At 58.5% G+C, this 25,058-nt stretch carries 25 protein-coding genes and 1 pseudogene; 11 read left to right on the plus strand and 15 right to left on the minus strand.

Annotated features, from left to right (window positions below; translation table 11 throughout):
- Positions 1-53: 53 nt before the first annotated feature.
- Genes AC07V4_RS11445 through AC07V4_RS11470 form a run of 6 tightly spaced genes read right to left on the minus strand, consistent with a single transcriptional unit; the run spans position 54 to position 6,211 of the window.
- Positions 54-1,568, minus strand: coding sequence for an ABC transporter substrate-binding protein (locus tag AC07V4_RS11445; RefSeq protein WP_492636241.1), 1,515 nt, complete (start codon positions 1,566-1,568; stop codon positions 54-56).
- The gene (locus AC07V4_RS11450; RefSeq protein ID WP_492636240.1) at positions 1,550-2,569 is read right to left on the minus strand and encodes an ABC transporter ATP-binding protein; all 1,020 of its coding nucleotides are present in this window, start codon (positions 2,567-2,569) and stop codon (positions 1,550-1,552) included. The genes AC07V4_RS11445 and AC07V4_RS11450 overlap by 19 nt, the downstream gene beginning before the upstream one ends.
- Positions 2,566-3,522 (minus strand): ABC transporter ATP-binding protein, encoded by a 957-nt coding sequence (locus tag AC07V4_RS11455; protein ID WP_492636239.1) that lies wholly within the window; start codon positions 3,520-3,522, stop codon positions 2,566-2,568. Before AC07V4_RS11455 ends, AC07V4_RS11450 begins: the two co-directional genes overlap by 4 nt.
- Positions 3,519-4,376 (minus strand): ABC transporter permease, encoded by an 858-nt coding sequence (locus tag AC07V4_RS11460; protein WP_492636238.1) that lies wholly within the window; start codon positions 4,374-4,376, stop codon positions 3,519-3,521. Before AC07V4_RS11460 ends, AC07V4_RS11455 begins: the two co-directional genes overlap by 4 nt.
- A complete protein-coding gene (locus tag AC07V4_RS11465) occupies positions 4,373-5,320 on the minus strand; it encodes an ABC transporter permease (protein WP_492636237.1) in 948 nt (315 codons plus the stop codon). Before AC07V4_RS11465 ends, AC07V4_RS11460 begins: the two co-directional genes overlap by 4 nt.
- Before the next feature lie 3 nt (positions 5,321-5,323).
- The gene (locus AC07V4_RS11470) at positions 5,324-6,211 is read right to left on the minus strand and encodes a proline iminopeptidase-family hydrolase (protein WP_492636236.1); all 888 of its coding nucleotides are present in this window, start codon (positions 6,209-6,211) and stop codon (positions 5,324-5,326) included.
- A 183-nt stretch (positions 6,212-6,394) separates the two neighbouring features.
- Here AC07V4_RS11470 and AC07V4_RS11475 point away from each other — a divergent pair, with 183 nt between their 5' ends.
- Together AC07V4_RS11475 and AC07V4_RS11480 are read left to right on the plus strand one after the other, a co-directional pair.
- Complete coding sequence (locus AC07V4_RS11475) at positions 6,395-7,159, plus strand: LuxR family transcriptional regulator (RefSeq protein WP_492636235.1); 765 nt, start codon at positions 6,395-6,397, stop codon at positions 7,157-7,159.
- Positions 7,160-7,251: 92 nt separating this feature from the next.
- A complete protein-coding gene (locus AC07V4_RS11480; RefSeq protein ID WP_492636234.1) occupies positions 7,252-8,184 on the plus strand; it encodes a proline iminopeptidase-family hydrolase in 933 nt (310 codons plus the stop codon).
- Positions 8,185-8,282: 98 nt separating this feature from the next.
- On the opposite strand, the gene AC07V4_RS11485 is transcribed toward AC07V4_RS11480, so the two are convergent.
- Complete coding sequence (locus AC07V4_RS11485) at positions 8,283-9,785, minus strand: nucleobase:cation symporter-2 family protein (protein ID WP_492636233.1); 1,503 nt, start codon at positions 9,783-9,785, stop codon at positions 8,283-8,285.
- A 158-nt stretch (positions 9,786-9,943) separates the two neighbouring features.
- Between AC07V4_RS11485 and AC07V4_RS11490 the strand changes: the two genes are divergently transcribed.
- On the plus strand, positions 9,944-10,777 hold the full coding sequence (locus tag AC07V4_RS11490; RefSeq protein ID WP_492636232.1) for a nucleoside-binding protein: 834 nt from the start codon (positions 9,944-9,946) through the stop codon (positions 10,775-10,777).
- A gap of 80 nt (positions 10,778-10,857) precedes the next feature.
- Here the strand turns inward: AC07V4_RS11490 and punC are convergent, their stop codons facing one another.
- Positions 10,858-12,042: a purine nucleoside transporter PunC gene (punC, locus tag AC07V4_RS11495; protein ID WP_492636231.1), complete on the minus strand. Its 1,185-nt coding sequence runs from the start codon at positions 12,040-12,042 to the stop codon at positions 10,858-10,860.
- 121 nt (positions 12,043-12,163) lie between these two features.
- Here punC and punR point away from each other — a divergent pair, with 121 nt between their 5' ends.
- On the plus strand, positions 12,164-13,078 hold the full coding sequence (gene punR, locus AC07V4_RS11500) for a DNA-binding transcriptional activator PunR (RefSeq protein ID WP_492636230.1): 915 nt from the start codon (positions 12,164-12,166) through the stop codon (positions 13,076-13,078).
- A 58-nt stretch (positions 13,079-13,136) separates the two neighbouring features.
- Here punR and AC07V4_RS11505 read toward each other — a convergent pair whose 3' ends face one another.
- Complete coding sequence (locus AC07V4_RS11505) at positions 13,137-14,306, minus strand: aspartate aminotransferase family protein (protein WP_492636229.1); 1,170 nt, start codon at positions 14,304-14,306, stop codon at positions 13,137-13,139.
- A gap of 103 nt (positions 14,307-14,409) precedes the next feature.
- On the opposite strand from AC07V4_RS11505, the gene AC07V4_RS11510 reads away from it, so the two are divergent.
- Entirely contained in the window at positions 14,410-15,315 is a 906-nt protein-coding gene (locus AC07V4_RS11510) for a LysR family transcriptional regulator (protein ID WP_492636228.1), read from the plus strand.
- Here AC07V4_RS11510 and AC07V4_RS11515 read toward each other — a convergent pair.
- A complete protein-coding gene (locus AC07V4_RS11515; protein WP_492636227.1) occupies positions 15,312-15,935 on the minus strand; it encodes an HAD family hydrolase in 624 nt (207 codons plus the stop codon). The two genes, AC07V4_RS11510 and AC07V4_RS11515, sit on opposite strands and share 4 nt — an antisense overlap.
- Positions 15,936-16,234: 299 nt before the next feature.
- Between AC07V4_RS11515 and AC07V4_RS11520 the strand changes: the two genes are divergently transcribed.
- On the plus strand, positions 16,235-17,470 hold the full coding sequence (locus AC07V4_RS11520) for an anthrax toxin-like adenylyl cyclase domain-containing protein (RefSeq protein ID WP_492636226.1): 1,236 nt from the start codon (positions 16,235-16,237) through the stop codon (positions 17,468-17,470).
- Between the two features lie 69 nt (positions 17,471-17,539).
- Here the strand turns inward: AC07V4_RS11520 and fabV are convergent, their stop codons facing one another.
- On the minus strand, positions 17,540-18,733 hold the full coding sequence (gene fabV / locus AC07V4_RS11525) for an enoyl-ACP reductase FabV (RefSeq protein ID WP_492636225.1): 1,194 nt from the start codon (positions 18,731-18,733) through the stop codon (positions 17,540-17,542).
- 274 nt (positions 18,734-19,007) lie between these two features.
- On the opposite strand from fabV, the gene AC07V4_RS11530 reads away from it, so the two are divergent.
- Both AC07V4_RS11530 and ppnN read left to right on the plus strand, forming a co-directional pair.
- The gene (locus tag AC07V4_RS11530) at positions 19,008-19,832 is read left to right on the plus strand and encodes an aspartyl/asparaginyl beta-hydroxylase domain-containing protein (RefSeq protein ID WP_431752119.1); all 825 of its coding nucleotides are present in this window, start codon (positions 19,008-19,010) and stop codon (positions 19,830-19,832) included.
- A gap of 150 nt (positions 19,833-19,982) precedes the next feature.
- A complete protein-coding gene (ppnN, locus tag AC07V4_RS11535) occupies positions 19,983-21,356 on the plus strand; it encodes a nucleotide 5'-monophosphate nucleosidase PpnN (RefSeq protein ID WP_492636224.1) in 1,374 nt (457 codons plus the stop codon).
- Position 21,357: 1 nt separating this feature from the next.
- Here the strand turns inward: ppnN and AC07V4_RS11540 are convergent.
- Positions 21,358-21,474: pseudogene (locus tag AC07V4_RS11540) on the minus strand (RidA family protein); the annotation flags it as partial.
- Between the two features lie 205 nt (positions 21,475-21,679).
- Here AC07V4_RS11540 and AC07V4_RS11545 point away from each other — a divergent pair.
- The 3 genes from AC07V4_RS11545 to AC07V4_RS11555 all read left to right on the plus strand — a co-directional run bounded on the left by AC07V4_RS11545 (position 21,680) and on the right by AC07V4_RS11555 (position 22,773).
- Positions 21,680-21,937, plus strand: a complete 258-nt coding sequence (locus AC07V4_RS11545) for an AbrB/MazE/SpoVT family DNA-binding domain-containing protein (protein ID WP_431752121.1) — start codon at positions 21,680-21,682, stop codon at positions 21,935-21,937.
- Entirely contained in the window at positions 21,934-22,329 is a 396-nt protein-coding gene (locus AC07V4_RS11550) for a type II toxin-antitoxin system VapC family toxin (RefSeq protein WP_492636223.1), read from the plus strand. The genes AC07V4_RS11545 and AC07V4_RS11550 overlap by 4 nt, the downstream gene beginning before the upstream one ends.
- A 69-nt stretch (positions 22,330-22,398) precedes the next feature.
- A complete protein-coding gene (locus AC07V4_RS11555; protein WP_492636222.1) occupies positions 22,399-22,773 on the plus strand; it encodes a hypothetical protein in 375 nt (124 codons plus the stop codon).
- A gap of 7 nt (positions 22,774-22,780) precedes the next feature.
- Here AC07V4_RS11555 and AC07V4_RS11560 read toward each other — a convergent pair whose 3' ends face one another.
- From AC07V4_RS11560 to AC07V4_RS11570, 3 genes are all read right to left on the minus strand, one after another.
- Positions 22,781-23,110 (minus strand): YXWGXW repeat-containing protein, encoded by a 330-nt coding sequence (locus tag AC07V4_RS11560; protein WP_492636221.1) that lies wholly within the window; start codon positions 23,108-23,110, stop codon positions 22,781-22,783.
- Between the two features lie 125 nt (positions 23,111-23,235).
- Positions 23,236-24,156, minus strand: a complete 921-nt coding sequence (locus AC07V4_RS11565; RefSeq protein ID WP_492636220.1) for a DMT family transporter — start codon at positions 24,154-24,156, stop codon at positions 23,236-23,238.
- The gene (locus AC07V4_RS11570; RefSeq protein WP_493074964.1) at positions 24,153-25,025 is read right to left on the minus strand and encodes a 2OG-Fe(II) oxygenase; all 873 of its coding nucleotides are present in this window, start codon (positions 25,023-25,025) and stop codon (positions 24,153-24,155) included. Before AC07V4_RS11570 ends, AC07V4_RS11565 begins: the two co-directional genes overlap by 4 nt.
- Positions 25,026-25,058 lie beyond the last annotated feature (33 nt).

Consider the following 25,058-nt stretch of genomic DNA (forward strand, 5'->3'; position numbering starts at 1 on the left):
AACTACTGCAATCGGGGGCAAGCCTCCTCCCACATTTTTTATTGCGGTGTTCCTTAGTTCTTCACCACTTCCTCAAGGGTGAAGCGCCCCAACGGGCTCTGTAAGAAGTTGCTCACATTCTTACGTGAGATGTTGATGTAAGGGCTGTAGTACAGGTCAATCCAGTTCACATCCTGTTTCGCCAGCTTCTGCAGTTCGACATACATCTGCTCACGCTTGGCCGGGTCGGCCTCGATGCGCGCTTGGGCCACCAGGTCCTTGACCTTGTCGTTCTTGTAGCGAGTCATGTAGTTCTGGTTGGTGTCATGGCCCAGTACGAAAGTGGTCTTCTGGTCCGGGTCAAGAATGTCATTAGTCCAGTACATCACCGAAATATCGTACTCACCGTCCACCAACATCTGCCAGCTCTGGGTCGGGTCGACCTTTTGCAGGTTGGCGGTCACGCCGACCTTGGCCAGTTGGTCCTTGATGATCACCGCGATCTGCTCATCGGCTTCGTTGCCGGCGTTGACCACGTAGTTGAGCTTCAAGTCCTGAGCCCCCGCATCGGCCAGCAGTTTCTTGGCCGCCGTCGGGTCATAGGGGCGTTGCAGGTTGTTGGCGTAGTGGTACAGCGAGCCTTTCGGGATGTAGGAGTAAGCCACGGTGCCTTGACCGTAAGTGGCAGTCTTCACCAGCGATTGTTTATCGATGGCCATGTCCAGCGCTTCGCGCACTTGCGGCTTGGCCAGCAAGCCGTGGGCGTGGTTGATCAGCAGATGATCTTCGCGGGTAGACGGGTCGGCATGAATGACCACGTTCTTGTCTTTCTTCAGCTCTTCAACACGGGAGAACGGTACGAAGATCGCCGTGTCCAGCTCGTTGTTCTGCACCATGCGCATGCGGGTGTTGTCGTCGGTGACGGACACCCATTCCACGCCGTCCAGGCTCACGTTCTTGGCCTGCCAGAAGTTCGGGTTTTTCTTGAGGATTACACGATCACCCTTACGCCATTCATCCACGGTAAACGCGCCGGAGGTCACCGGGTTTTCCGAATAGGCGTCTTCCCCCATTTTAGTCATGGCCTTTTCCGACAGGATCGACACCGTCGGCGACGCCAATTGCGAGAGGAAGGCCACGGCTGGGGTTTTCAGGGTGACCACCAGGGTTTTCGCATCTGCGGCCTTGGCCGTGTTGATCAGGCTGAACGGGTCGCTCCACAGCGAAGCCTTGTTGTCGCGGATGCGCAACAGGCTGAATGCTGCATCGTCGGCAGTAATCGGCGAACCGTCGGAGAACTTCGCATCACGCAGCTTGAAGGTGTAGGTCAGGCCATCCTTGGAAATGTCCCAGCTTTCAGCCAGGCCCGGCTCCATTTTGGTGCCCAGGTTGTCCACGCGTACCAGGGTGTCGTAGACGTTGGCAAATACCCAGGTATCGCGGTTTTGCGCGCTTTTGATCGGGTCGAACGTGGTGCTGTCTTCACGGCAGCCGATGGTCAGGACGCCGGCGGCATGGGCCAGCCCGGCCGTCAGCGACCAAGCGGTCAATGTGGCGGCGGCGAGCAACTTCAAGTGACGGGATTGCATGTCTGAACTCCTTGTTGATAGACGGCAGAAAGGGTCAACGGTTCTTCAAGCACGCAACTGTACCGATGCTCGTGCAGGAAATGGGTAGGCGGCAACACTACGGAACACTGGGGCCGAGCGTGCCGGCAACGCGGGTGAAAGGCGCAACCCGCAGGCAAATTCAACGGGCTCGGCGGCTCGCCGGGCAACGGTTCTGCAGGCAACGGCCGGTGCGGGTCGATCTCGGGAATCGCCTCGATCAACGCCGCCGTATACGGATGGCGTGGCGCGGTGAACACCGCTTCCACCGGCCCTTCTTCGACGATCTTGCCCAGGTACATCACCGCCACGCGATCGCACAGGCGACGCACAATGGCCAGGTCATGGGCGATAAACAGAATCGCCAGGTTCATGCTCTGCTGCAGTTCCAGCAGCAGGTTGATGATCTGGCCCTGGATCGACACATCCAGCGCCGCCACGCACTCATCGGCAATGATCAAGCGCGGCTCCACCGCCAGTGCGCGGGCAATACCCACACGCTGGCACTGACCGCCACTGAGGGAGCCCGGCTTACGATTGGCCAACTCGGGACGCAGGCCGACCAGTTCAAGAAGCTCGTTAACGCGAGCGGAGACCTGACTGGGGGCCACCTTGCGTTGCACGCGCAACACTTCGGCAATGGTTTCTCCAATCGTGTGGCGTGGGTTCAGCGCAGCGTACGGGTCCTGGAAGATCATCGCCGTTTCATGGTGCAGGCGGGTGATGTCGATGGCGCTGCCGTGGGCCATGTCGATGCCATCGAACAGCACCTGCCCGGCACTGATCGGGTTGAGGTGCAAGATCGCCCGGCCCAAGGTGCTCTTACCGCTGCCTGATTCACCGACCAACCCTAGGGTTTCACCGGCGGCCAGATTCAGCGAGACACCATTGACCGCCCTCACCCACTGCTTGTTCAGGCCGAACAAACCGGTGCCGGACGCGGCAAAGCGCACCTCAAGATCCTTGATCTGCAACAGGCTCATGGGCGGCCTCCCAACGGATAGTGACACGCCACCCGCGCCCCTTCGGGCAACCGCTCGGTGCACAGCGCGCCGACCTGTGGGCAGCGTGGACTGAAGCGGCATCCCTCCGGCAACGCGTCCAACAACGGCGGCTGGCCGGGAATGGTCCGCAGCAAGGCGTGGCCACTGCTGTGGGCCGGTTGGCAATCGATCAGGCCGGCGGTGTAAGGGTGTTGCGGATGGGCCAGCAAGTCGTACTTGCTGCCATGTTCACACAGCCGTCCGGCGTACATCACCGCAATGGAATCGCAGGTCTGCGCCACCACGCCGAGGTCGTGGGTGATCATGATGATCGACAGGCCACGCTGGTCGCGCAGGTCCAGCAGCAGGCGCAGGATCTGCGCTTGCACCGTCACATCCAGGGCTGTGGTCGGCTCGTCGGCAATCAGCACTTTCGGATTGCAGCCTAACGCCACTGCAATCATCGCGCGCTGGCGCATGCCGCCGGAAAACTCGTGAGGATAATTGTCGACCCGCGCCTGGGGATCGGGAATGCCGACCTGGCGCAGCACCTCGATAGCTTGCAGGCGTGCGTCTTTTTTCGACGCGCCTTGATACAGGCGGATGCCTTCGGCGATTTGCTCACCGACACGCATCAGAGGGTCAAGATGGCTGCTGGGGTTCTGGAAGATCATCCCCAGTTGGCCGCCGCGCACGGCACGCATACCGGCGTCATCCAATCGCAGCAAATCCTGTCCGGCCAAGCGCACCGTGCCGCCCTGTACACGCAGATTTGGGGACGGCAACAGGCGCATCAGCCCGCGACAGGCCATGGTCTTGCCCGAGCCGCTCTCACCCACCAGACCGAGAATTTCACCTTCAGCCATGTCGAAGGACACGCGGTCAACCAACGTGACATCGTGTCCGGCGTTATGGGCAATCACGCTGAGGTCATGGACCTGCAACAGACTCATGAGCGATCCCCCAACACTTGCGCCACGCCATCGGCCAGCAAGCTGAACCCCATGGCCAGCGTCACAATGGCCAGGCCCGGGAATGTGCAGATCCACCACGCGGTGGTGATAAAGGCCTGCCCTTCGGCCACCATCGTCCCCCACTCGGCGGTTGGTGGCTGCACGCCCAGGCCCAAGTAACTCACGGCGGCGCCGTTGAGCAGCACCAGCACCGCGTCAGACATGGAGAACACGATCGAACCGAACATCGCATTGGGCAACAAGTGTCGGAACAGAATGCGCCCATGACCGAAGCCCAGGCTCTTGGCAGCCAGGGCGAAGTCACTTTCCTTGAGTACCAGGATCTGCGAGCGGATCAACCGCGCATACGACACCCAGCCCACCAACGCCATGGCGATATAGAAACTCTTCAAGCCCGGGCCGAGGATTGCCATGATCGCCAGCATCAACACCAGGAACGGGAAGGCCAGGATCACGTCGATCACGCGCATGCACACACTGTCGAAACGCCCGCCGATGTAGCCGGATACCGCGCCGACGAAGGTGCCGATCATGAACGGAAAGATCACTCCCACGACGGCCAGTTGCAGGTCGATGCGTGCGCCCCAGATGACCCGCGAAAGAATGTCCCGGCCATAATTGTCCGTACCGAACGGATGGGCCAGGCTCGGTGCCAGCAAGCTCAAGTCTGTGTTCTGCGCAATCGGGTCATACGGGGCGATCCACGGCGCGAACAACGCCAAGGCCAACCAGCCGAACAAAATCAACAGGCCCCACGCCGCAGTCAGCCGACCATTGCGAAAACCAAACCGCAGGCGCAAACGCCATGGGGCGATCAGTGGACGACTGCTCATTGCATCTTCACTCGCGGGTCGAGGGCCACCGTCACCACATCCGCAAGGAAGTTGACCACCACCGTCGCACAGGCCAGCACCATCGCCACGCCCTGCACCACCATGTAGTCACGGGTGAAGATGCCGCGCACCAGCAATTGGCCAATGCCCGGAATCGCGAACAGGCTTTCGATCACCACCGTGCCACTGATCAGCCAGCCAATGTTCACCGCCAGCAGGTTGACCGCCGGTACCAGGGAGTTAGGCAGCACATGCCGGCGAAACACCGCCGCCTCTGGCAGGCCGCGCGCTCGGGCCGCAGTGACATGGTCGGCCTGCAACTCCATCAACATGCTGGCGCGCAGGTTGCGCACCAGCACCGCCGACAGCGCGAGCGCAATGGTCAAACACGGCAGCACCATATGGTGCGCTTTATCCAGCCAGGTCCGCCCATAGCCGGACACCGGAAACAAACCCCACTGCACACTCAGCAACAGAATCAGCATCAAGCCCAGCCAGAACGCTGGCATGCCCAGGCCAACCGTGGTGAACACTCGGATCAGATTGTCCGCCCACCCACCTTTATTGCGTGCCGCCAGCGTCGCCAACGGCACCGCGATCAGCAGCGCCAGCAGCACGCTGCCCAGCACCAGCACCAGAGTCGGTTCGATACGTGTGACGATCAGCTTCAAGGCATCGACCTTGTACAACAACGACTGGCCGAGATCGCCCTTGAGCAGGTTCTTGAGGAAGTAGAAATATTGCAGCCACAACGGCTGATCGAGGCCGTACTGGGCGCGGATTTTCAGCAAGGCGTCCGGCGTGCTGCGCGAACCGAGCAAGGCCCGCGCCGGGTCGCCGGGGATCGAGCGCACCAGCACGAAGGTGATCAGGCTGATACCGAACAACACCGGCAGCAGTTGCAGCGGCCGGGAAAGTACGAAGCGGTAGCGCGCCAGGTTCATCCGTCAGCCTCGGTGACGAGCGAGGAAGTCCAGCAATACCGGGAAGTACACCTGGGGTTCCTCATAAAACGGCATGTGGCTGCTGTTGGGGAACACGTGCAACTCGGCGTGCCGGGCGGCCAGCTTCATTCGCATGGCGCAGGCCGGGGTGAGTTCGTCGTGTTGGCCGGTGGTGATCAGGATCGGCATCTTGAACTCAGCCATCTCGGGGATGCGGTTCCAGTCCTTGAGGTTACCGATGTAGAGAAATTCGTTGGGGCCTTGCATGGTTTCGTAAGGCCCCATGTTCCAGTCGCCGAGGGAGCGCTTGACCGGCTCGGGCCACTCGTCCAGGCGGCACACGTGGCGATAGTTGAGCAAGGTGATCGCGGCCTGGTACTGCGGATGATCCAGGGTGCCCATGGCTTCGTGGCGCTGCATCATGGCCACGGTTTCGCTGCCGAGGGCACCGCGCAGGCGTTCGAGCTCCTGGGACAGGTGTGGGATGTCGCCGACGGTGTTTTCCAGGATCAGGCTTTTCAGCGCCTCGGGGTAATGGATGGCATATTCGATCCCCAGCCAGCCACCCCAGGAATGCCCCAGCAAGTGCACACGGCCCAGGCCCAGGGTTTGGCGCACGGTTTCGACTTCTTCCACATAACGGCGGATTTCCCACAGGGAAACATCGGTCGGCCTGGCTGATGCGCCCGTGCCAAGCTGGTCGAATGCGACCACTCGCAGGTTATGGTCCTTGAGCCAGCCATGGGCGTCGCGCAAGTAATCACACGGCAGCCCCGGGCCGCCATTGAGACACAAGAGCACCTCATCGCCGTCGCCAAAGCTGTAGACCACGAGGTTATGGCCGTCGACTTGCACGTTGTACTGCTGGTCGGGGGCAATTTCACGCCACATGCATACATTCCTTGTGTTGTATCGGCCTGGCAGGTAGCGGCCATTTATCAGGCCAACACTACCGAGGATGCCGCGCGTCCATAACCTAGTATTTCTTATAGGTTTGGCCTGGCAGTCCTTCGCCGGGGCGTGGCATTCTACTTGCAGCAAGTCGAGATTCAAATGAATTCGGGAGCAGAACGGATGCTGGCCAAGCTAACCGCCTTCAATAATCGCCTCATGCCAGGCAGGAGCCTGGATGAACAGATGGACAACACGTTTATCCTCGCCCAACAACTGGGCTTCGATGCATTGGTGTATGACTACACCCCGGTGCCCATTGACCTCAATGGCACACTGATCACCCCCTCTGTACTGCAACTGCGCAATACGCCGACCGATTGGCAGGCCCTGTGGTGCAGCGAAGGGTTTTACCAGATCGACCCAGTGCAGCATCTGGCCCTGAGCACAGTGTCGCCGTTTGTCTGGTCCTACGAAGCGAAAGCCGAGACGGCGCTGCAAAAAATCATCGACCCCTGTCACGCGCCGGTCTCTACCTACCTGCATGATCGGCAACTGACCTGCGGTGTCAGCGTGCCTATTCACTTGCCCCGTGGCGGCTTTGCGTCACTCACCGGCTTGCGCACCGGCAAGGCGCGTACGGTATTGAAGGACGCCCAGCAGACCTTGGCGGATTTCAGCCTGATCACCCATGCCTTGCAGGAAGCGGCCTACCCGTTGTTCAGCAAAGAGCTACGCACCTACCCACACATACATTTGACCAAGCGTGAACGCGAGTGTCTGAAATGGGCCGCCGATGGCTTGACCGCGGCCGAAATCGCCACGCAATTGAGCCGTTCATTGGCAGTGGTCACCTTGCACCTGGCTTCGGCGATGCACAAATTGGGTGCAAAAAACCGCGTCCAGGCGGTGGTACGTGCCACCCATTACCGGCTGCTCGAAGATTGATTCGCCGGCAAAACCTAGCTGTTTTGCTAGTTACCTAAACTTCTCGTGCGGACTATCGTTGCCCTGATCCTTTTTTCAGAGCAGGGTACGAAATGGAATTCATCGAAAAAGTCCGCGAAGGCTATGCAACCTTTGGTGCCTACCAGACTTGGTATCGCGTCACTGGCGACCTGACCACCGGCCACACACCCTTGGTGATTATCCATGGCGGCCCTGGTTGTACCCATGACTACGTCGACGCCTTCAAGGACGTCGCCGCCAGCGGTCACGCGGTCATTCACTACGACCAACTGGGCAACGGTCGCTCCACTCATTTGCCCGACAAAGACCCGTCGTTCTGGACCATCGGCCTGTTCCTCGACGAGTTGGACAACCTGCTGGACCATCTGCAAATCAGCGATAACTACGCGATCCTCGGCCAGTCCTGGGGCGGCATGCTCGGCAGCGAACACGCGATCTTGCAGCCCAAGGGCCTGCGCGCGTTCATCCCGGCCAATTCGCCGACATGCATGCGTACCTGGGTCAGCGAGGCCAACCGCCTGCGCAAATTGTTATCGGAAGGGGTGCATGAAACCCTGCTCAAGCATGAACAGGCCGGCACCTACCAGGACCCGGAATACCTCGCCGCTTCGCGGATTTTCTACGATCAGCACGTTTGTCGCGTCAACCCGTGGCCGGAAGAAGTGGCGCGCACCTTCGCCCAAGTGGATTCAGACCCGACGGTGTACCACGCCATGAGCGGCCCGACCGAGTTTCATGTCATCGGCAGCTTGAAAGACTGGAACGTGATTGGCCGCCTGTCGGCGATCAACGTACCGACCCTGGTGATCTCCGGGCGACACGACGAGGCCACGCCGTTGGTGGTCAAGCCGTTCCTGGATGAGATCGCGGACGTGCGCTGGGCACTGTTTGAAGACTCCAGCCACATGCCCCACGTAGAAGAACGCCAGGCCTGCATGGGGACAGTGGTGAAGTTTTTGGATGAGGCGTGTTCGGTGCCGCATCGAGAGCTCAAGGTTGGTTGAATTCCAATGTGGGAGGGGGCTTGCTCCCGATAGCAGTGGGTCAGTCACCAGATGCAGTGACTGACACTAAGCCATCGGGGGCAAGCCCCCTCCCACATTTAGACTTCGGTAGTTTCAGGTTTTACGGCCTTCCTGGGGGCATCGGCCACCAACGGAATCTCCTTCCCTTCAGCGTCAAACAACTTGCCGCCGCTGAAGTAGTCGCCATCACGCAGTTCCGACACATCACGAAAGCACAAGCTGCGCTCCGTCCCCGCCACAAATACCGATTGCTGGTCCGAGTTACCGGCGGTGAAGTGGTTGAATGCCAGGTTCAGCAGGATCGCCATGATCGCCGACGAACTGATCCCCGAATGGAAAATGGTTGCGAACCAGGTCGGGAAGTGATCGTAGAAGTTCGGTGCAGCGATGGGAATCATGCCGAAACCGATTGAAGTGGCGACGATGATCAGGTTCATGTTGTTGCGATAGTCCACCTTGGACAAGGTGCGAATACCACTGGCCGCCACGGTGCCGAACAGCACGATCCCAGCACCGCCGAGTACCGAGGTCGGCACCGCTGCAATCACGCGGCCCATAAAGGGCAGCAAGCCAAGCACCACCAGGAACACCCCGCCCGTGGCCACCACGAAACGGCTTTTCACACCGGTCACTGCCACCAACCCGACGTTCTGAGCGAATGCACTCTGGGTGAACGAACCGAAGATCGGCGCGAACATGCTCGACAACATGTCTGCCCGCAGACCATTACCCAAGCGTTTGGAATCGACTTTGGTGTCGATGATCTCGCCCACGGCCAGGATATCCGCCGAGGTCTCCACCAACGTCACCATGACCACAATGCACATGGAAATGATCGCGGCCACATGAAAAGTGGGCATGCCGAAATGGAATGGCGTAGGGAAACCGAACATCGGCCCTTGGGTCACACCGGAAAAGTCCGCCATGCCCAGGAATACCGCAATCACCGTGCCGATCACCATGGCCAGCAGGATCGACAGGCGTGAAATGGTCGCGCTGCCGATCTTGCTCAGCAGCAGCACCAACACCAGCGTCAGTGCGGCCAAGCCGATATTGGACATGCTGCCGAAGTCCGCTGCGCGACTATTGCCGCCCATGGCCCACCGCGCCGCAACGGGCATCAGGGTCAGGCCGATGGTGGTGATGACGATACCCGTCACCAACGGCGGGAAAAACTTGGTGATCCTGGAGAACACTGGCGTGATCAACAACCCGATAAACGACGCGGCCATCACCGCCCCGAGAATCGCCGGCACTCCACCCGCACCATCACTGCCGACAATCGCCACCATCGTCGCCACACCAGCGAACGACACGCCCTGCACCAACGGCAACTGACAGCCGAAGAACGGCAGGCCGAGGGTTTGCAATAAAGTCGCCAAACCACCCGCGAACAACGATGCCGCGATCAGCAGGCCGATATCGGCTGGGGATAACCCGGCCGCCTGGCCGATGATCAACGGCACTGCGACGATGCCGCCGTACATGGTGAGGACATGCTGCAGGCCGTAAGCCATGTTGGCAGCGACGCCGAGATTTTCATCTTCTGGCCGCTGCGATGACGCCTTCGGGATAGTCATGGTGAGGGGTTCTCTGTTTTTGTTGTGCAAGCACTGTATGCAATGTTAGGACTGGATGTCCATAGAGTTGTATACAATCAATTGAACAAGATACCCTCCAACGGCGTTACAAAAACAATTCGGCCGTCATGAGCCAGAACGCCAAAGGACCTAAAATAATGAAAAAGGCATTACAAGGCGCAACCGTTGCCCTCACCCTCCTCGGCGGCGGGGAGGCCGTCGCGTTGGAATGGATGAACAACAGCGTCGGATTTCGCTACGGGCAACACTTCACCAACCCGAATAACCCCGACGATTTCAGCAAGCGCATCTACAGCTTTACCCACGCCAGTGGCTACCAGTACGGCAGCAACTACCTGAACCTCGATGTGTTCCTCTCCGATAGCCGCGACCCACGCAAGGGCACCGATCACGGTGGCAGTGAGGTGTACGCCGTCTACCGGCACCAACTGTACGCCTCGCGGGTATTCGACATGCCGCTCGGCACCGGGCTGATCAAGGACTACGCGCTGACCCTGGGCTTTGACGCCAACCGCAACAACAACTTCGCCTCAGCCAAGAAACGTGCGCTGGTGATCGGCCCCACCTTGAAGTTCAACACCGTCGGCGTACTGGACCTGAGCCTGATGTACTACAAGGAACGGAACCACACCGGCATCCCCGGCGCGAAAGAGTCCAATCGCACCTTCGACGATACCTACATGCTCAACCTGACCTGGATGCGACCCTTTGAAATCGCCAGCCACGCGGCGAAATTCCAGGGTTTCATCAATTACGTCGGGGAAAAAGGCGAGGACTACCATGGCCGCGACACCGCGCCGGAAACGCTGATGCGCACCGCGTTGATGGTGGCGGTACGGCCGGGTAAAAGCGTCAAGCCGAACCTGTATCTCGGGGTGGGCTACGAGTACTGGCACAACAAATTCGGCGTGGACGGCGGCCGGGGCAGTCGCACATCCACGCCAACGCTGAATATGGAAGTAACGTTCTAGCTGAATGAGCCCAATCAAAATGTGGGAGCAAGTCGAATCGTCACACCGCCCCTCCCACATTTTTTGACCGCCTTGTCAGTTCAAGCGCTGGCCAATTCCGAATCATCCGCCTTCGGCCGCGCCAGCCAGTAACCCAACATCGCTAATGGCGCGGTTGCCAGCATCACAATCGCGGTGATCAGCAGCGGCTGATCGAGCATCGACGAGACCAACAGGCTGCTGAGAAAGCACAAGCCCAGCTGCAGGGTATTTTGCAGCGCTGCCGCCTTGCCGGAATTTTCCGCAAACGGCATCAGTGCATTCGCCACTACGATGGGGTAACTGGCGCCATTGACCAGGGCCATCAGACAAAACGGAATCAGCAAGGTAGTCAGGGTCGGCACCGTCAATGTGGCGACCAGGTACAACGCCACCATGCTGATGCAATAAGCCACCAGCAACCAGGGCAACAGGGTTTTGCCCTGGTAATGCTGCAACGCACTGCGGCAGCTGTAACCACCGATCAGGAAGGCCAGAGTCGGCAATACGTAGCTCAAGCCAATGTCATTCGGGCTGTAACCCATGCCGCCAAGGATGAAGGGCGAAGCGGTCAGCCAGGCGAAGAAACTGGCGGAGCACGCTGCAAAGATCATCACGTTGCCGGTGAACACGCGGGAGGTCAGCAACTGGCCATAGCCGAGGCGCGAAGGTTCGCCCTCCTCTGCCTGACGCTTCTGCATCTTGCGCAGGAACAACGTTGGCAGCAGCAACAACAGCGACACGCCCAGCAGCACGCCGAAGATCGCCTGCCAGCCAAAGTGATTCAACACCACCGCCCCCAACAACGGTGCCAGGGCCGGCGACAGCGACATCAGCGGCATGATGCTGGCGAACACGCGGTGAGCCTTGTCGGCCGGGTAGCGGTCGATCACCAAGGCCTGCCAACTCACGGCGGCGGAACATACGCCAATCGCCTGGATGAAGCGCAATGCCAGCAGCTGCGGCGCGGTCTCGACCCAGAACATGCCCAGGCAGCCCAACACAAACAGGCTCAGGCCCGTGAGCAAGACTGGTTTACGCCCCAGACGGTCAGACAGCGGCCCCCACAGCAACTGCCCTACGGCAAAACCGGCGAGGAAAATACTCAAGCTGGCGCCCACGGCACCCGCGCCAATCTGCAACTGCTCGCCCATGGCGCCGAACGCCGGCAAGTACATGTCCATGGCGAGATAACCAAGCATGCTCAGCCCCGCCAGATACCCAGTAAAACCAAAAGAATTTTTCATCGAAACCTTTGAGAACCTGCCATCAAACTATTTGCTGACCGGCACCCATTATGAGGCTGACAGTTTTGCTGTGAAGCGATAATAATTGGACGCGCTCATCAATATTTTTGAAGGCAAGCCTATGTGGTCCGAATACTCTCTGGATGTGGTCGACGCCGTTGCGCGCCATGGCAGCTTCAGCGCTGCTGCCCAGGAATTGCACCGCGTGCCGTCGGCCATCAGCTACACGGTGCGCCAGCTTGAAGAATGGCTGGCAGTGCCGCTGTTCGTGCGTCGGCACCGCGATGTCGAACTGACCCCGGCCGGCCGCCTGTTTATCGACGAAGCCCGTGGTGTGATGAAAAAAATGCTCGGCACGCGACGTTTGTGCCAGCAAGTGGCGAATGGCTGGAGTGGCCAATTGAAAGTCGCCGTGGACTCCATCGTCAAACCCCAGCGCTGCCGGCAATTGGTTCTGGACTTCTACCGGCAGTTCCCCGAGGTGGAGTTGTTGCTGGAATACGAGGTGTACAACGGCGTATGGGACGCCTTGGCCGACGAACGCACCGACATTGTGATCGGCGCCACCAGCGCAGTACCGGTGGCCAGCCACTTCACATTTCGCGACATGGGTTTGTTGAATTGGTTGTGCGTGGTCAGCGCCAAGCACCCCTTGGCGGCGGTAGAGGGTTTGCTCAGTGACGATCAATTGCGCCCGTTCGCCTCACTGTGCATGACCGACACCTCACGCAACCTGCCCAAGCGCGACACCTGGACCCTGGATAACCAACGTCGCCTGGTGGTGCCCAACTGGGCCTCGGCCCTGGATTGCCTGCGCGATGGCCTGTGCGTCGGCATGGCGCCGGCGCATCAGGTTTTATCGTGGATCGAGCGCGGCGAACTGGTGGCGTTGCAACTGCACCGCCCCTTCCCCGCCAGCCCGTCGTGCGTGGCCTGGGCCCAGAACAAACTGTCCCCGGCCATGACGTGGTTGTTGGAGTACTTGGGAGATACGCAAACCATGAACCAGGAATGGCTGAATGGGCCAAATCTTTGAAAATCACGCCGTTCAACTGTGGGAGCTGGTTTGCCTGCTCCCACATTCAGGCAACATTTCAATCCAGTAAACGGGTGATGGCGCGCACGATCATTTCGACCTCCTTGGCGTCCAGGGTCAACGGCGGCAGCAGGCGAATGATCTTGCCCCGCGTCACGTTGATCAACAGCCCCTGTTCCTGGGCAGCACGCTGGGCCAGGTCGCGATAAGGGCTGGCCAGTTCAATACCGATCATCAAGCCCTGCCCACGAATTGCCAGAACCTGTGGGTGTTCGCTCAACTCCACCCGCAACCGCGCCAACAAGCGTTCGCCCTGTTGCGCCGCGTTCTGCAGCAAACCTTGCTCTTCAATGATATCCAGCACGGTGCAGCCCACACGGCACGCCAACGGGTTACCACCAAAGGTGCTGCCGTGGCTGCCTGGGGTGAACAACTGCGCCACGGCGGCACGCGCCAGGCAAGCGCCGATGGGGACACCGTTACCGAGGCCTTTGGCCAGGGTCATCACGTCCGGAACAATGCCCTCATGCTGGAACGCGAACCAGCTGCCGGTACGGCCGATGCCTGTCTGGATTTCGTCGAGCATCATCAGCCAACCCTGGCGTGTGCAGTGATCACGCAGCGCTTTCAGATAACCGGGCGGTGCAGGCAGCACACCGCTTTCGCCCTGGATCGGTTCCAGCAAGACGGCCGCGATGCGCGGGCCGAATTGTTGAGTGATCGCTTCCAGGGCCGCCATATCGCCAAAACCCACTTTGAGAAAATCCCCCGGCAAGCGCTGAAAACCCAAGCGCACCGACGGTCCATCGCTGGCCGCCATGGTGCCCAGGGTGCGGCCATGAAAGGCGTTTTCCATCACCACCACCAGCGGCTCTTCGATCCCCTTTTTCCAACCGTGCAGCCGCGCCAATTTCAGTGCCGTCTCGTTGGCTTCGGCGCCGGAGTTGTTGAAGAACGCGCGATCCAGGCCGGACAAGTGTGTCAGACGCCGAGCCAACTGTTGCTGCCAGTCGATGCTGTAGAGGTTGGAGGTGTGCAGCAACAAGCCGGCCTGTTCACTGATGGCCGCCACCAGTTTGGGGTGGGAGTGCCCGACATTGGTGACCGCCACGCCGGCCACGGCATCCAGGTACTCGCGGCCTTGCTGGTCCCACAGGCGCGTGCCCAGGCCACGGGTGAAGCTCAGGGCCAAGGGTTGATAAGTGGTCATCAGGCAGGCGGCGGTCATGGTGGCGGGCTCCAGTACATCGTTGTGATGGGTGCAGTATCGTTAGCCACCTGAGCTGGATAAACTGCGCATTCCTGCAATGACTTTAAACCAGGGCTTTATAATGGATCTGTTCCAGGCGATGTCGGTGTACGTGAAGGTCGTGGAGACCGGCAGCATGACCGCCGCCGCGCAAGAGTGCGGAATGTCGACCACCATGGTCGGCAACCATATGCGCGCGCTGGAACAACGGTTGGGGGTCAGCTTGCTCAAGCGCACCACCCGCAAACAAAGCCTTACGGAATTCGGCGGGCAGTACTACCAACGCTGTCTGGAGGTGCTGGGGCTGGTGGCCGACTCTGAGCTACTGGCGGAGCAGATCCACAGCGAAACTCCCAAAGGCAGCCTGCGTATCACCGCACCACCGGTGTTCGGTACCGAACGCCTCACCCCGGCCTTGTGCGAGTTTTCCCGGATCTACCCGCAGATCAACCTGTATGTAGAGCTGAGCAATGAGCGGATGGACCTGGTTGATAGTGGCTTCGACGTGGCGATCCGCCTTGGCGAGTTGGAAACTTCAAGCCTGATCGCCAGGCCCATGCAGGCCTACACCCTGACCCTCTGCGCGTCACCCGCGTACTTGGCGCGACGTGGCATTCCGCAGACGCCCGACGACCTGAAGCAGCACGACTGCCTGGCGTTCGCCTACCCGGCGAACGATAACTGGCGTGACACCAGCAACCTGTGGCGCATGACCGGCGAGGAAGGTGAAGTAGAGGTTCCGGTGTCCGGGTCATTGATCATCAACAGCTCGCAGGGCTTGCGCCAGGCAGCCATAAACGGCATGGGCATCATCATGCTGGCCGATGCCCTGGTACAACCGGACCTGGACAGCGGCAAGCTGGTAGCCTTGCTAACCACCTACCAATTGCCGAGCCGCCCCATGCACCTGCTTTATGGCCAGGACCGCTATCGCCTGCCCAAGCTGCGCGCCTTTGTCGATTTCGCCATGGAAAAGTGGGCGCGCTAGAATCTCACGTCCATCTCACGCAGGCGCTGCGCGGTACGCTCAGCCGACACATGGTGAATGCCCTGCCAACCAAGAGCGACGGCCGCTTCGATATTGCCGGCAACATCGTCGATAAATACCACTTCACCGGGCTGGATATCAGGTAGATGGGCGCGCACCTGGGCGAGACTCGCGTGATAAATCGCCGCATCCGGCTTGATCTGCTTCAACTCGCCCGACACCACGATATCGCGAAAACGCTGCAGGAACGGGTAGTTGGCGCGCGCATAAGGAAAGGTCTCGGCAGACCAGTTAGTAAGCCCGAACAGAGGCATGCCGGCTTCATGCAACGCTTCGAGAATCGTCACACCTTCGGGCAGCGGACCGCGCAACATCTCGTGCCAGCGATCGTAGTAGGCCTGGATCAAGGGTTCATGTTGAGGATATTGCTCGATCAACCTGCGGGTGCCTTCCGCCAGGGTACGACCGGCGTCCTGCTCGGTGTTCCAGGCTTGGGTGCAGATGTTATCGAGAAACCATTGCCGTTCGTGATCGTCGGCAATCAGCTTGCGGTACAGGTGTTGCGGGCTCCAGTCGAACAGGACACCGCCGAAATCAAAAACGACTGCACGAATCGTCATACACTCCTCCCATCAGTGTGGCATCAGAGATCACAGTCTTGCATACCTATTGCCCAAGGCAGCAAGAAAGCTAACGTAAGATCGCTCTGATAATTTCAAGGTCCGCGTATAACAAATCTCGTCGGTGCCACTCTATTCGGGCTTAGAACCCTATTACCTGAGTTTTCCGTACCTTTCGTCATACTTTTTCTCCCCCACAGAAAGACGCTTTCATTAAAGTCGCCTGCGTGACAGAAGGAACGCCCCACACTTGGAACGGACCCGCCAATGTTCTTGCAAACATGTTTGGGAGTTGTTCAATGACACGTTTACTGACGCCTACTATTTCTCCTTCCGCCCTCAGCTTGGAATGGTTAAAACATACCCTCTCAAACCAGCCGAACAATACCGTTCAACCGACAACTGATCCCGTAAGAGCCTCATTTGAACGTATCGAAGAGTTGACAGGAATAGTCTCCAGCCACCTTATTCCTCTTCAACATATAGCTGCAACAACTAACACCATCATTGGCATACGTCCGGTAGAAAACGTCGCCACCGGGCTTATAGAAGCGGGCCACCCGACGAAGGACTTTCACATCAAAGGGAAAAGTGCTAATTGGGGGCCGCAAGCCGGCCTCATTTGTACAAACCAAGCATTCAGCAAGCTTGAAAGATTTGCGAAAGATGCACCTGGGAAAGTTTCCCAGGCGAACGAGCAAGTCCAAGACTGCATCAATGAAGGACATGCCGTTGCCATCCCGTTGACGGTATCCCGACAGCGTATCGGCGAATTGATAGACCTCGGCCTGCTCACTCAGCTGGCATCCAGCGAACGCCACGGCGCGCTGCGCTTCAGCGCTCTGGCGCCCACTCAGCAGCTGTATACGTTCGAAGGCAAGCGCACATCGTCCTCAGGTGAAAACTACCTCATTACTCATGATGGTAAGCACGTTGAAGTATTGGCAAAAAACCAAGATGGCAAACCCATGACGGCCGATTATGACTTGCACATCGTCGCGCCTCATTTAAGCGACTTCGGTTCTCAGGACAAAATCCCGGTACCCGATGTCGCCCACCGTGTTTTCAAGAGCCGGGTTGATCAATACAAGCAGCGTCATATGGGCACACGCCCCTACCAAGTACCTGCCCCCTTACGTGCAGACTATGAAAGTGCCTCGCACTTCTATCAGAAAGAACATCCTGACCTTGGCAATGCGACACCACGAATCAAAAACATGATAGAACTGATCAATAACAAGTTAATCGGTAACGGAGAGAGAGTAGTTCACCACAATGCAGACTCCGGCAGCCCAGCAACAGACGAGGCCGCCAACTATCCAGCGACATTTTTTTTACCGAGCAAGCTGGGTCAATTCGACGAAATCTGCATTATTCGTGACAACAAAGAGATGGCGAATTTTATAAAAACGGCTAAAAACAGCGGATATCATGTGCCGCTGAATCCACTGTGGGAAGGAGAAGTAGCCAGTATCAAGAGATCCAGCTTCACCGATGCCCACTCGCGCCTGGCATCAGCCTTTCGCCATGGCTGAATACTCCGGGGGGAGGAACAAAGCAGCAGCCTCATAAACAGGGTTATCGAGGCTGCTGTTGCCCATGCCTTATGCCGAGATCAGACCGTTGATTTTCACGGTCGGGTTCACGTCGGCATCATAATCCACGCCGTCGATTTCAAAGCCGAACAAGCGCAGGAACTCAGCCTTGTAACCGGTAAAATCGCTGATCTCGTTGACATTGTCGTCGGTCACCTGGTTCCACAGTGCAGCCACGGCGTCCTGGACTTTCGGTTCCAGCTCGGCCAGGTCGGCGCGCAAGCGGCCGTCCGCGTCCAGCTTGGGCTCTTTACCGTACAGACTGTCCTTGAACAGGCCGTAGACCTGCTCGATACAACCTTCGTGGGTGCCCTGCTCTTTCATCACCTTGAACAGCAATGACAGGTACAGCGGCATGATCGGGATCGCCGAGCTGGCCTGGGTGACCACGGCCTTGAGTACCGATACACGGGCGTCGCCCTTCAGCGCGGCGAGGTTGTCGCGCAGGGTCAGGACTTTCTTGTCCAGGTCTTTCTTGGCTTCGCCGATGGAGCCGTTCCAGTAGATATCCTGGGTCAGCTTCTCGCCGAGGTAGGTGAACGCGGTGGTCTTGGCACCTTCGGCCAGCACGTCGGCGTCACGCAGTGCGTCGATCCACAGCTGCCAGTCTTCGCCGCCCATCACTTTGACGGTACCGTCGATTTCTTCCTGGGTAGCCGGCTCAAGAGTGGTGTCGACCACAACGCCTTTATCAGTGTTGATACCGCGCAGGGTCACGGCCTTGCCGATCGGCTTGAGAGTGGAGTTGTGCACCACGCCTTGCGGGTCGGTACGGCGTGGCGCGGCCAGGCTGTAGACCACCAGGTCGATCTTGCCCAGGTCTTTCTTGATGGTTTCGATGGTCAGGCGCTTGATCTCGTCGGAGAATGCGTCGCCGTTGATGCTCTTGGCGTACAGGCCTTTTTCGACGGCAAACTTCTCGAACGCGGCGCTGTTGTACCAGCCGGCGGAGCTCAGCTTGCCTTCTTCGCCTTCTTTCTCAAAAAACACGCCCAGGGTATCGGCGCCGCAGCCAAACGCAGCACTGATGCGCGCGGCCAGGCCGTAACCGGTGGAAGCGCCGAGGACCAGCACCTTTTTTGGGCCGCCTTCGATGGCGCCATGCTGGGTTACGTAATCGATCTGTTCCTTGACGTTCGCTTCACAGCCAACAGGGTGAGCGGTCACACAGATAAAGCCACGAACCCGCGGTTTGATGATCATAAAAATTCTGCCTCTTCCAAGGTGCCGAAGACCAATAGTGGCCATTCAACTTCAATCGTACCGGTCTATGACGTCCGAAAAACCGAAGCGTCACGATAGACGCAAATCTTCTGTTCTCAAAATTCAATCCACAAAACACCCGGGCGGCCACGGCCCGCGTTAAAAATTGTGCCGGGGCTTCACAAATTCGCAATATTTAAACCGCCCGCCGCCGCCATAAAGCCCTATCATGGCCAGATTGTTTCGCTTTGTTTCCGGTTCGGAGCCATGTTTCATGAGTAAAAGTGCTGTTCGCAAAAAGCTGGTATCAGTTGCCTGGGTGCTCGGCGTTCTGCTGTTTATCTACTGCTTCCCGCGCACCAGCCTGGTGTTTCTGCTGCTGGTGGTGTTCTGCGGCCTGTACGATTTCCTGCGCAACGGCCTGTACGACCGCGACACCATCAAGAAGTATTTCATCGGAAATGGTCGCAATACGTGGATATTGGCCCCGTTCAATACCCTGTTCGACCTGTTCAGCAGCCGCAACCGCCATGTCTACACCATGCGCGATCTGCCGCCCGCCTGGCGCGAAGACCTGCAACAGGTGATCGATGACGCCATGGCCAACAAAGATGAAATCATCAGTTACCTGGATGAGCGCATGGCCGAGAAAAAGCGCGGCATGCTGTTTTTCCAATGGTATGGCCGACCGATCGAAACCACGCTGGACATCCCGCAACTGCGCAAGAAACTGCCATTTGTGAAGACCATTGGCGTTTCGGTGTTCAACGAGAACCGTTCGACGTCCTTCCACTTCGGCCCCCTGCGCATGATGTTCCGCGTGCTCTACAACATGGCACCGGCACCGCACCACGAAGGCGTCTACATCCAGGTGGGCAAGCACAAGCACTACTGGCACGACGACCCACTGTTTATTTTCGATGACACCTTGATGCACGCATCCTTCAACAAGAACGATGCAAAACGTTACTGCCTGTTCATCGATATCGTGCGGCCAACCCCGCTGCCGTTCGTGCTCAACGCTGTGATCTCGGGCTTTGCCGGCCTGGTCTTCACCCTGCGTCGGGTTTTCTACAAAAACTGGAAGCTGATTCAGTAAGTTCTGCGGCATGATGGTGCCGGACGGTGTTTGCGCCCTGCCTGTGAGGCGGCCAGAATAACTGTCTAGTGCGACCGAGTTCGGCGCTCATCATTCTCAAGTCATCGCCATTCCCATGGGCGGCGATGGCTGTGCTTTCAAGGACTCAGAATGCCCCAACGTCAAGTCATCAATGCCTCCGTCAGCCCCAAGGGCAGCCTCGAAACCCTGTCTCAACGTGAAGTACAACAACTGAGTGAAGCCGGTTCCGGCAGCATCTACACGCTGTTCCGCCAATGCGCCCTGGCAATCCTCAACACCGGTGCGCATATCGACAACGCCAAGACCATCCTCGACGCCTACAAAGACTTTGAAGTGCGTATCCACCAGCAAGACCGTGGTGTACGCCTGGAACTGCTGAATGCTCCCGCCGACGCGTTCGTCGATGGCGAAATGATCGCCAGCACCCGTGAAATGCTGTTCAGCGCCCTGCGCGACATCGTCTACACCGAGAACGAGCTGGATAGCCAGCGCATCGACCTGAGTAACTCCCAAGGCATCACCGACTACGTGTTCCACCTGCTGCGCAATGCCCGCACGTTGCGCGCCGGGGTCGAACCCAAGATCGTCGTGTGCTGGGGCGGCCACTCCATCAACACCGAAGAATACAAATACACCAAGAAAGTCGGGCACGAACTGGGCCTGCGCAGCCTTGACGTGTGCACCGGCTGCGGCCCCGGCGTGATGAAAGGCCCGATGAAAGGCGCGACTATTTCCCACGCCAAGCAACGCATCATCAATGGTCGCTACCTGGGCCTGACCGAACCCGGCATCATCGCCGCCGAAGCGCCAAACCCCATCGTCAACGAGCTGGTGATCCTGCCGGACATCGAAAAACGCCTGGAAGCCTTTGTGCGCGTCGGCCACGGCATCATCATCTTCCCGGGCGGCGCCGGCACGGCCGAAGAGTTCCTGTACCTGCTGGGCATCCTGATGCACCCGGACAACCGAGACTTGCCGTTCCCGGTCATCCTCACCGGGCCAAAACACGCCGCGCCGTACCTGGAACAATTGCACGCGTTCGTCGGCGCCACCCTGGGCGAAGCCGCGCAGAAGCACTACCAGATCATCATCGACGACCCGGCCGAGGTGGCACGGCAGATGACGGTCGGCCTCAAGGCGGTGAAGCAGTTCCGCCGCGAGCGCAACGACGCGTTCCACTTCAACTGGCTGCTGAAAATCGACGAAGGCTTCCAGCGCCCGTTTGACCCCACCCACGAAAACATGGCCAGCCTGCAACTGAGCCACGCGCTGCCGCCCCATGAACTCGCCGCCAACCTGCGCCGCGCGTTTTCAGGCATCGTGGCCGGCAACGTCAAGGACAAGGGCATTCGCCTGATCGAACAAAACGGCCCCTACGAGATCCATGGCGACCCAGCCATCATGAAACCGCTGGATGAGTTGCTGAAGGCCTTCGTGGCCCAGCACCGCATGAAATTGCCGGGTGGCGCGGCGTATGTGCCGTGTTATCGAGTGGTGCAGTGAACTAGCGCAGTACCGCCACACATTTGATTTCCACCAATAGGCCGGGGTGTGCCAGTTCGGACACCCCGATCGTGGTCCAGGCGCAATGCCCTCTTGGAAACAAGCGGTTTTTCACCTCGTAGCTGGCACGTTCGACGATGAGCTGCATGCTGGGAGGAATGTCAGTCATATGCTGTATCTCTTTGCAGACGTTTTGGAAGTGTCGACGGAACGAACCGAGCTATCGTTTCACTTGTTCCGATCAACTCACACCAGAAGAGCAGCCTATGGACCAACGGATCTTGTCCTCCATAATTCCTTACCCTAAGGTAAGGAACATCACGATGGAGATTTTCAATATGGCAACCGCCACACTGACGTCAAAAGGGCAAATCACCATTCCGGTCCAGGTCAGAACAGCCTTGGGCCTGGAAACGGGAGACCGCGTAGAGTTTGTCGAGATGGAAGACGGCAAGTTTTCCATCATTGCAGCCAGTAAAACCGTGCATGACCTCAAGGGACTGATCCGCAAGCCAGCCAAGGCTGTCTCAATCGAGGCAATGAACCACGCCATCGCGGCCCAAGGAGCAAAAGCTGGATGATCGGCCTGGATACCAATGTGTTGGTGCGCTATGTCACCCAGGATGATCCCGTCCAATCCCGCAAGGCATCTGAACTGATCGAATCGCTCACTACGCTTTCACCGGGCTTTGTCAGCCTGGTCTCAGTGGTGGAGTTGGTGTGGGTTTTACAAAGCTGCTATCAATGCGCCAAAGGTGAATTGGTGACTGTTTTGGAAACACTGTTGCGCACCCGCGAATTGACCATTGAGCAGGCCGAAATCGTCTGGCAGGCACTTCGAAAATTCACTACAAGCAAAGCCGACTTTGCCGACTGCCTGATAGAGCGTTGCGGCCATTCGGCTGGGTGTGAATACACCGCCACTTTTGACCTGAATGCCGCCAAGGCAACGGGGATGAAACGGCTGAACTGAGCTACCGCGTTGCGGTGGCACTCAGGCTTTGGTAAAACCGCGTTCAAACCTGATCAAGAGAAACATCACGTGCGCAAGCTGCTTCTTACCCTCTTGAGCATGGCCCCCGCATTGGCCATTGCCGACGCCATCACCTGGCCCGACCTGCCAAAAACCTGCTTCGTCAGTGGGCGCTCCGCCACGAGTGCGGATGTCGACACCGGCTGCGCGGCGTTTTTGATCAATGTGAAAGGCAAGGCGGCGGGTACGCCGATCAAGCTGGATATTCCGCAATACGCCTTGCACATCGACGAAGCCACCGGCAAAGAAACGCCAGTGATCATCATCCAGGCCGAAGAGAACGGCGAGATCAAGGCCGTGGGCTATAGGGAGTTGAGCACCGACCAGCTCGGTGCTGCGTTGCTGCGAGAGGTTCGGCTTCTAGGCACCCAGAAGCCGATCTAGCCAGGGCTCAGCGAACCCAGCCACCGCCCTGCCAGTGGTACCCATCATTACGCTGCACCCAATGCGGATGCACATAGCGGTAGCCTTCGCGCACCGGCTCCCAATGGCCATGTACCGCCACGTACCGCCCGCCTTGCCAACGCCAGTAACCGCGCGACCACACATAGCCGTAACGTGCAGCCGGCTCGACTTCGATCACTTGAACCGGCGGCGGTTGCGGAGCGACGACTTCGACATACTCACGTTTCACCGGCCCGCGCTCATGCACCACACGCTCTTGCACACACCCAGACGCCGCGACGACCACTGCCGCCAATGCCGCATAACGTAGCAACATACAAAACCCTCGGGCGTAAACGCCCAACAAACACGCTGAAAATGCCCCCTTTCTTGCAGCCTCGCTCCTGCTTGGCTATGGGGTCTTTTTAACAGGTGATGTCTGTCGATTTGCTGAACCTGCACTTAGGAAGCACACGCGACGGTCGGCTGTTTCAGTCGTACCAGAATCAGCCCTGCAACCACGACGGCAACGCCGATGTAGGTTGACGCTTGGATCGCGTCGCCAAACATCAGTGCCGCCCACACCAAAGTGACCGGAGGCTCCAGATAAACCAGCACCGCCACATGGGTAGCGGTCATTACCCGAAGCAACATCCACAGGCTCAGATAAGCGATGAAAGTGGAGAACACCGTCAGCCAGACAATTGAAATCAACACATCAGGGTCGCGGGGTATGCTCAGGGTATCGGTGTACAAGACCGCAGCACTAAAGCCCACCAGAGTCAGCAGTGACTGGATAAACAGTGGCAATACAAGGCCCGCGTCCTGGCGGTGCACGGCTCGGCGCTCGTACAGGGTCGCCAGTGTCAGCCCCAATGCAGATACCAGTGGCAGCAAATACATTACCAGGCCAATACCTCCTCCACTGCTGCCGTACTGACCCAAAATAACAACAGAGACTCCGGCGAACCCAATCATCAATCCAAGCCATTGCCAACTACCACTGCGCTCAGAGGCATGACCTGTGGACATTGCCGCCGTCATCAAAGGCTGCAATGCCGCGATAATCGCTGCAATACCCGGCGGCAGACCGTTCTGGATGGCAACATAAACGCAGCTTAAGTAGAGAAACTGCGACAGAAACCCAATCACGGCGTGATGACGGATTTGCTTCCAAGAGACGCTCAGCAGTCGGATATTCAGAAACATACCCAAGCACACACAAACCAAAAGAAAACGCCAGAACAGCAGGTTGAAAGCGCCAGCACTCTGCGCGCCCAACTTGGCTCCGATGAAGCCGGAACTCCAGGACATGACAAACACCACCTGGAGCAGCAGCAACTTGAGATAACCACCGGCCGGAGCCTTTCGAGCGAATGTCACCGTGGCACCGTCAAAGGCGCAAGGTCCGCAAACGTAATGGGCTCTATCCCCAACCGTTGATAGTGATCACTGGCGGGTCGGCGCAGGTCGCGCAGGAGTTGGAACCAAGGCTTGATAGTCCTTAGCACACCATCGTCAGATGCCAGGTGCCAGAACCTGTTTGCATCTTCCTGGGTATAGGGGCAATGAAACGACAGCACCAGCGACATGCGACGCCCGCGTGTAAGCGGGCGTACCCCATGGAACACTCGGCTGCCGTAAATGTAGACGGCGTCGCCAATGGACTCGACAGAGCAACTGCGCACGCGCCGATCCATTTCGTCACCTTCTTCGAACTGCTCTACGGGACCCGCGAAATACACAAACTCACCGCCGTCGTACTCACTGGGCTCTGACAAGAGAATATTCAGGACAAAACTGGTGCCATCGGTATGCCACATACCGATTTGAGCCTTGTCTTCACGCTTTTGGGGTGGGTAGAAATAGTTGACCTGTGATCGAGCCCGCAGAAACGGATGGGGCACCAGTGGAACCCCCGCAATGCGAGACACCGCCAGTAAGAACGCGCGGCTGCTCATCATCTCTCGGATAACTGTCGAAAACTGAGTCGCAGAGCGTGTGCGATTCGAGATAATCCAGTCACTCTCGCTGGACCCTGCCTCCAATTGGTAACAGGCGCGTCGCAACTGTGCGATGCCTTGTTCGTTGAACAGCCCGGACACCGGTGCCAGGGCCGTCAATTGCTCTGGTGTGGAAATCTCCAGCGGCGATGTGCTGTAACCCAGATCAGCGAGGCTGTGGTAGCTGGCAAAACGTGGCCCACCAACGCGCAGATAACTGTCACTCCAATGCTGCAACGTATCGAGCAAAGCGCCTGGATGCTTGCACCGCGATGCTGGGGA

It is taken from the genome of Pseudomonas sp. GW821-FHT03A09 (assembly GCF_059421065.1).

Excerpts from the sequence above, each read along its gene's own strand:
- AC07V4_RS11445 (WP_492636241.1), bottom strand. The coding sequence starts at position 1,568 with ATGCAATCCCGTCACTTGAAGTTGCTCGCCGCCGCCACATTGACCGCT.
- AC07V4_RS11450 (WP_492636240.1), bottom strand. The coding sequence starts at position 2,569 with ATGAGCCTGTTGCAGATCAAGGATCTTGAGGTGCGCTTTGCCGCGTCC.
- AC07V4_RS11455 (WP_492636239.1), bottom strand. The coding sequence starts at position 3,522 with ATGAGTCTGTTGCAGGTCCATGACCTCAGCGTGATTGCCCATAACGCC.
- AC07V4_RS11460 (WP_492636238.1), bottom strand. The coding sequence starts at position 4,376 with ATGAGCAGTCGTCCACTGATCGCCCCATGGCGTTTGCGCCTGCGGTTT.
- AC07V4_RS11465 (WP_492636237.1), bottom strand. The coding sequence starts at position 5,320 with ATGAACCTGGCGCGCTACCGCTTCGTACTTTCCCGGCCGCTGCAACTG.
- AC07V4_RS11470 (WP_492636236.1), bottom strand. The coding sequence starts at position 6,211 with ATGTGGCGTGAAATTGCCCCCGACCAGCAGTACAACGTGCAAGTCGAC.
- AC07V4_RS11475 (WP_492636235.1), top strand. The coding sequence starts at position 6,395 with ATGCTGGCCAAGCTAACCGCCTTCAATAATCGCCTCATGCCAGGCAGG.
- AC07V4_RS11480 (WP_492636234.1), top strand. The coding sequence starts at position 7,252 with ATGGAATTCATCGAAAAAGTCCGCGAAGGCTATGCAACCTTTGGTGCC.
- AC07V4_RS11485 (WP_492636233.1), bottom strand. The coding sequence starts at position 9,785 with ATGACTATCCCGAAGGCGTCATCGCAGCGGCCAGAAGATGAAAATCTC.
- AC07V4_RS11490 (WP_492636232.1), top strand. The coding sequence starts at position 9,944 with ATGAAAAAGGCATTACAAGGCGCAACCGTTGCCCTCACCCTCCTCGGC.
- punC (WP_492636231.1), bottom strand. The coding sequence starts at position 12,042 with ATGAAAAATTCTTTTGGTTTTACTGGGTATCTGGCGGGGCTGAGCATG.
- punR (WP_492636230.1), top strand. The coding sequence starts at position 12,164 with ATGTGGTCCGAATACTCTCTGGATGTGGTCGACGCCGTTGCGCGCCAT.
- AC07V4_RS11505 (WP_492636229.1), bottom strand. The coding sequence starts at position 14,306 with ATGACCGCCGCCTGCCTGATGACCACTTATCAACCCTTGGCCCTGAGC.
- AC07V4_RS11510 (WP_492636228.1), top strand. The coding sequence starts at position 14,410 with ATGGATCTGTTCCAGGCGATGTCGGTGTACGTGAAGGTCGTGGAGACC.
- AC07V4_RS11515 (WP_492636227.1), bottom strand. The coding sequence starts at position 15,935 with ATGACGATTCGTGCAGTCGTTTTTGATTTCGGCGGTGTCCTGTTCGAC.
- AC07V4_RS11520 (WP_492636226.1), top strand. The coding sequence starts at position 16,235 with ATGACACGTTTACTGACGCCTACTATTTCTCCTTCCGCCCTCAGCTTG.
- fabV (WP_492636225.1), bottom strand. The coding sequence starts at position 18,733 with ATGATCATCAAACCGCGGGTTCGTGGCTTTATCTGTGTGACCGCTCAC.
- AC07V4_RS11530 (WP_431752119.1), top strand. The coding sequence starts at position 19,008 with ATGAGTAAAAGTGCTGTTCGCAAAAAGCTGGTATCAGTTGCCTGGGTG.
- ppnN (WP_492636224.1), top strand. The coding sequence starts at position 19,983 with ATGCCCCAACGTCAAGTCATCAATGCCTCCGTCAGCCCCAAGGGCAGC.
- AC07V4_RS11545 (WP_431752121.1), top strand. The coding sequence starts at position 21,680 with ATGGAGATTTTCAATATGGCAACCGCCACACTGACGTCAAAAGGGCAA.
- AC07V4_RS11550 (WP_492636223.1), top strand. The coding sequence starts at position 21,934 with ATGATCGGCCTGGATACCAATGTGTTGGTGCGCTATGTCACCCAGGAT.
- AC07V4_RS11560 (WP_492636221.1), bottom strand. The coding sequence starts at position 23,110 with ATGTTGCTACGTTATGCGGCATTGGCGGCAGTGGTCGTCGCGGCGTCT.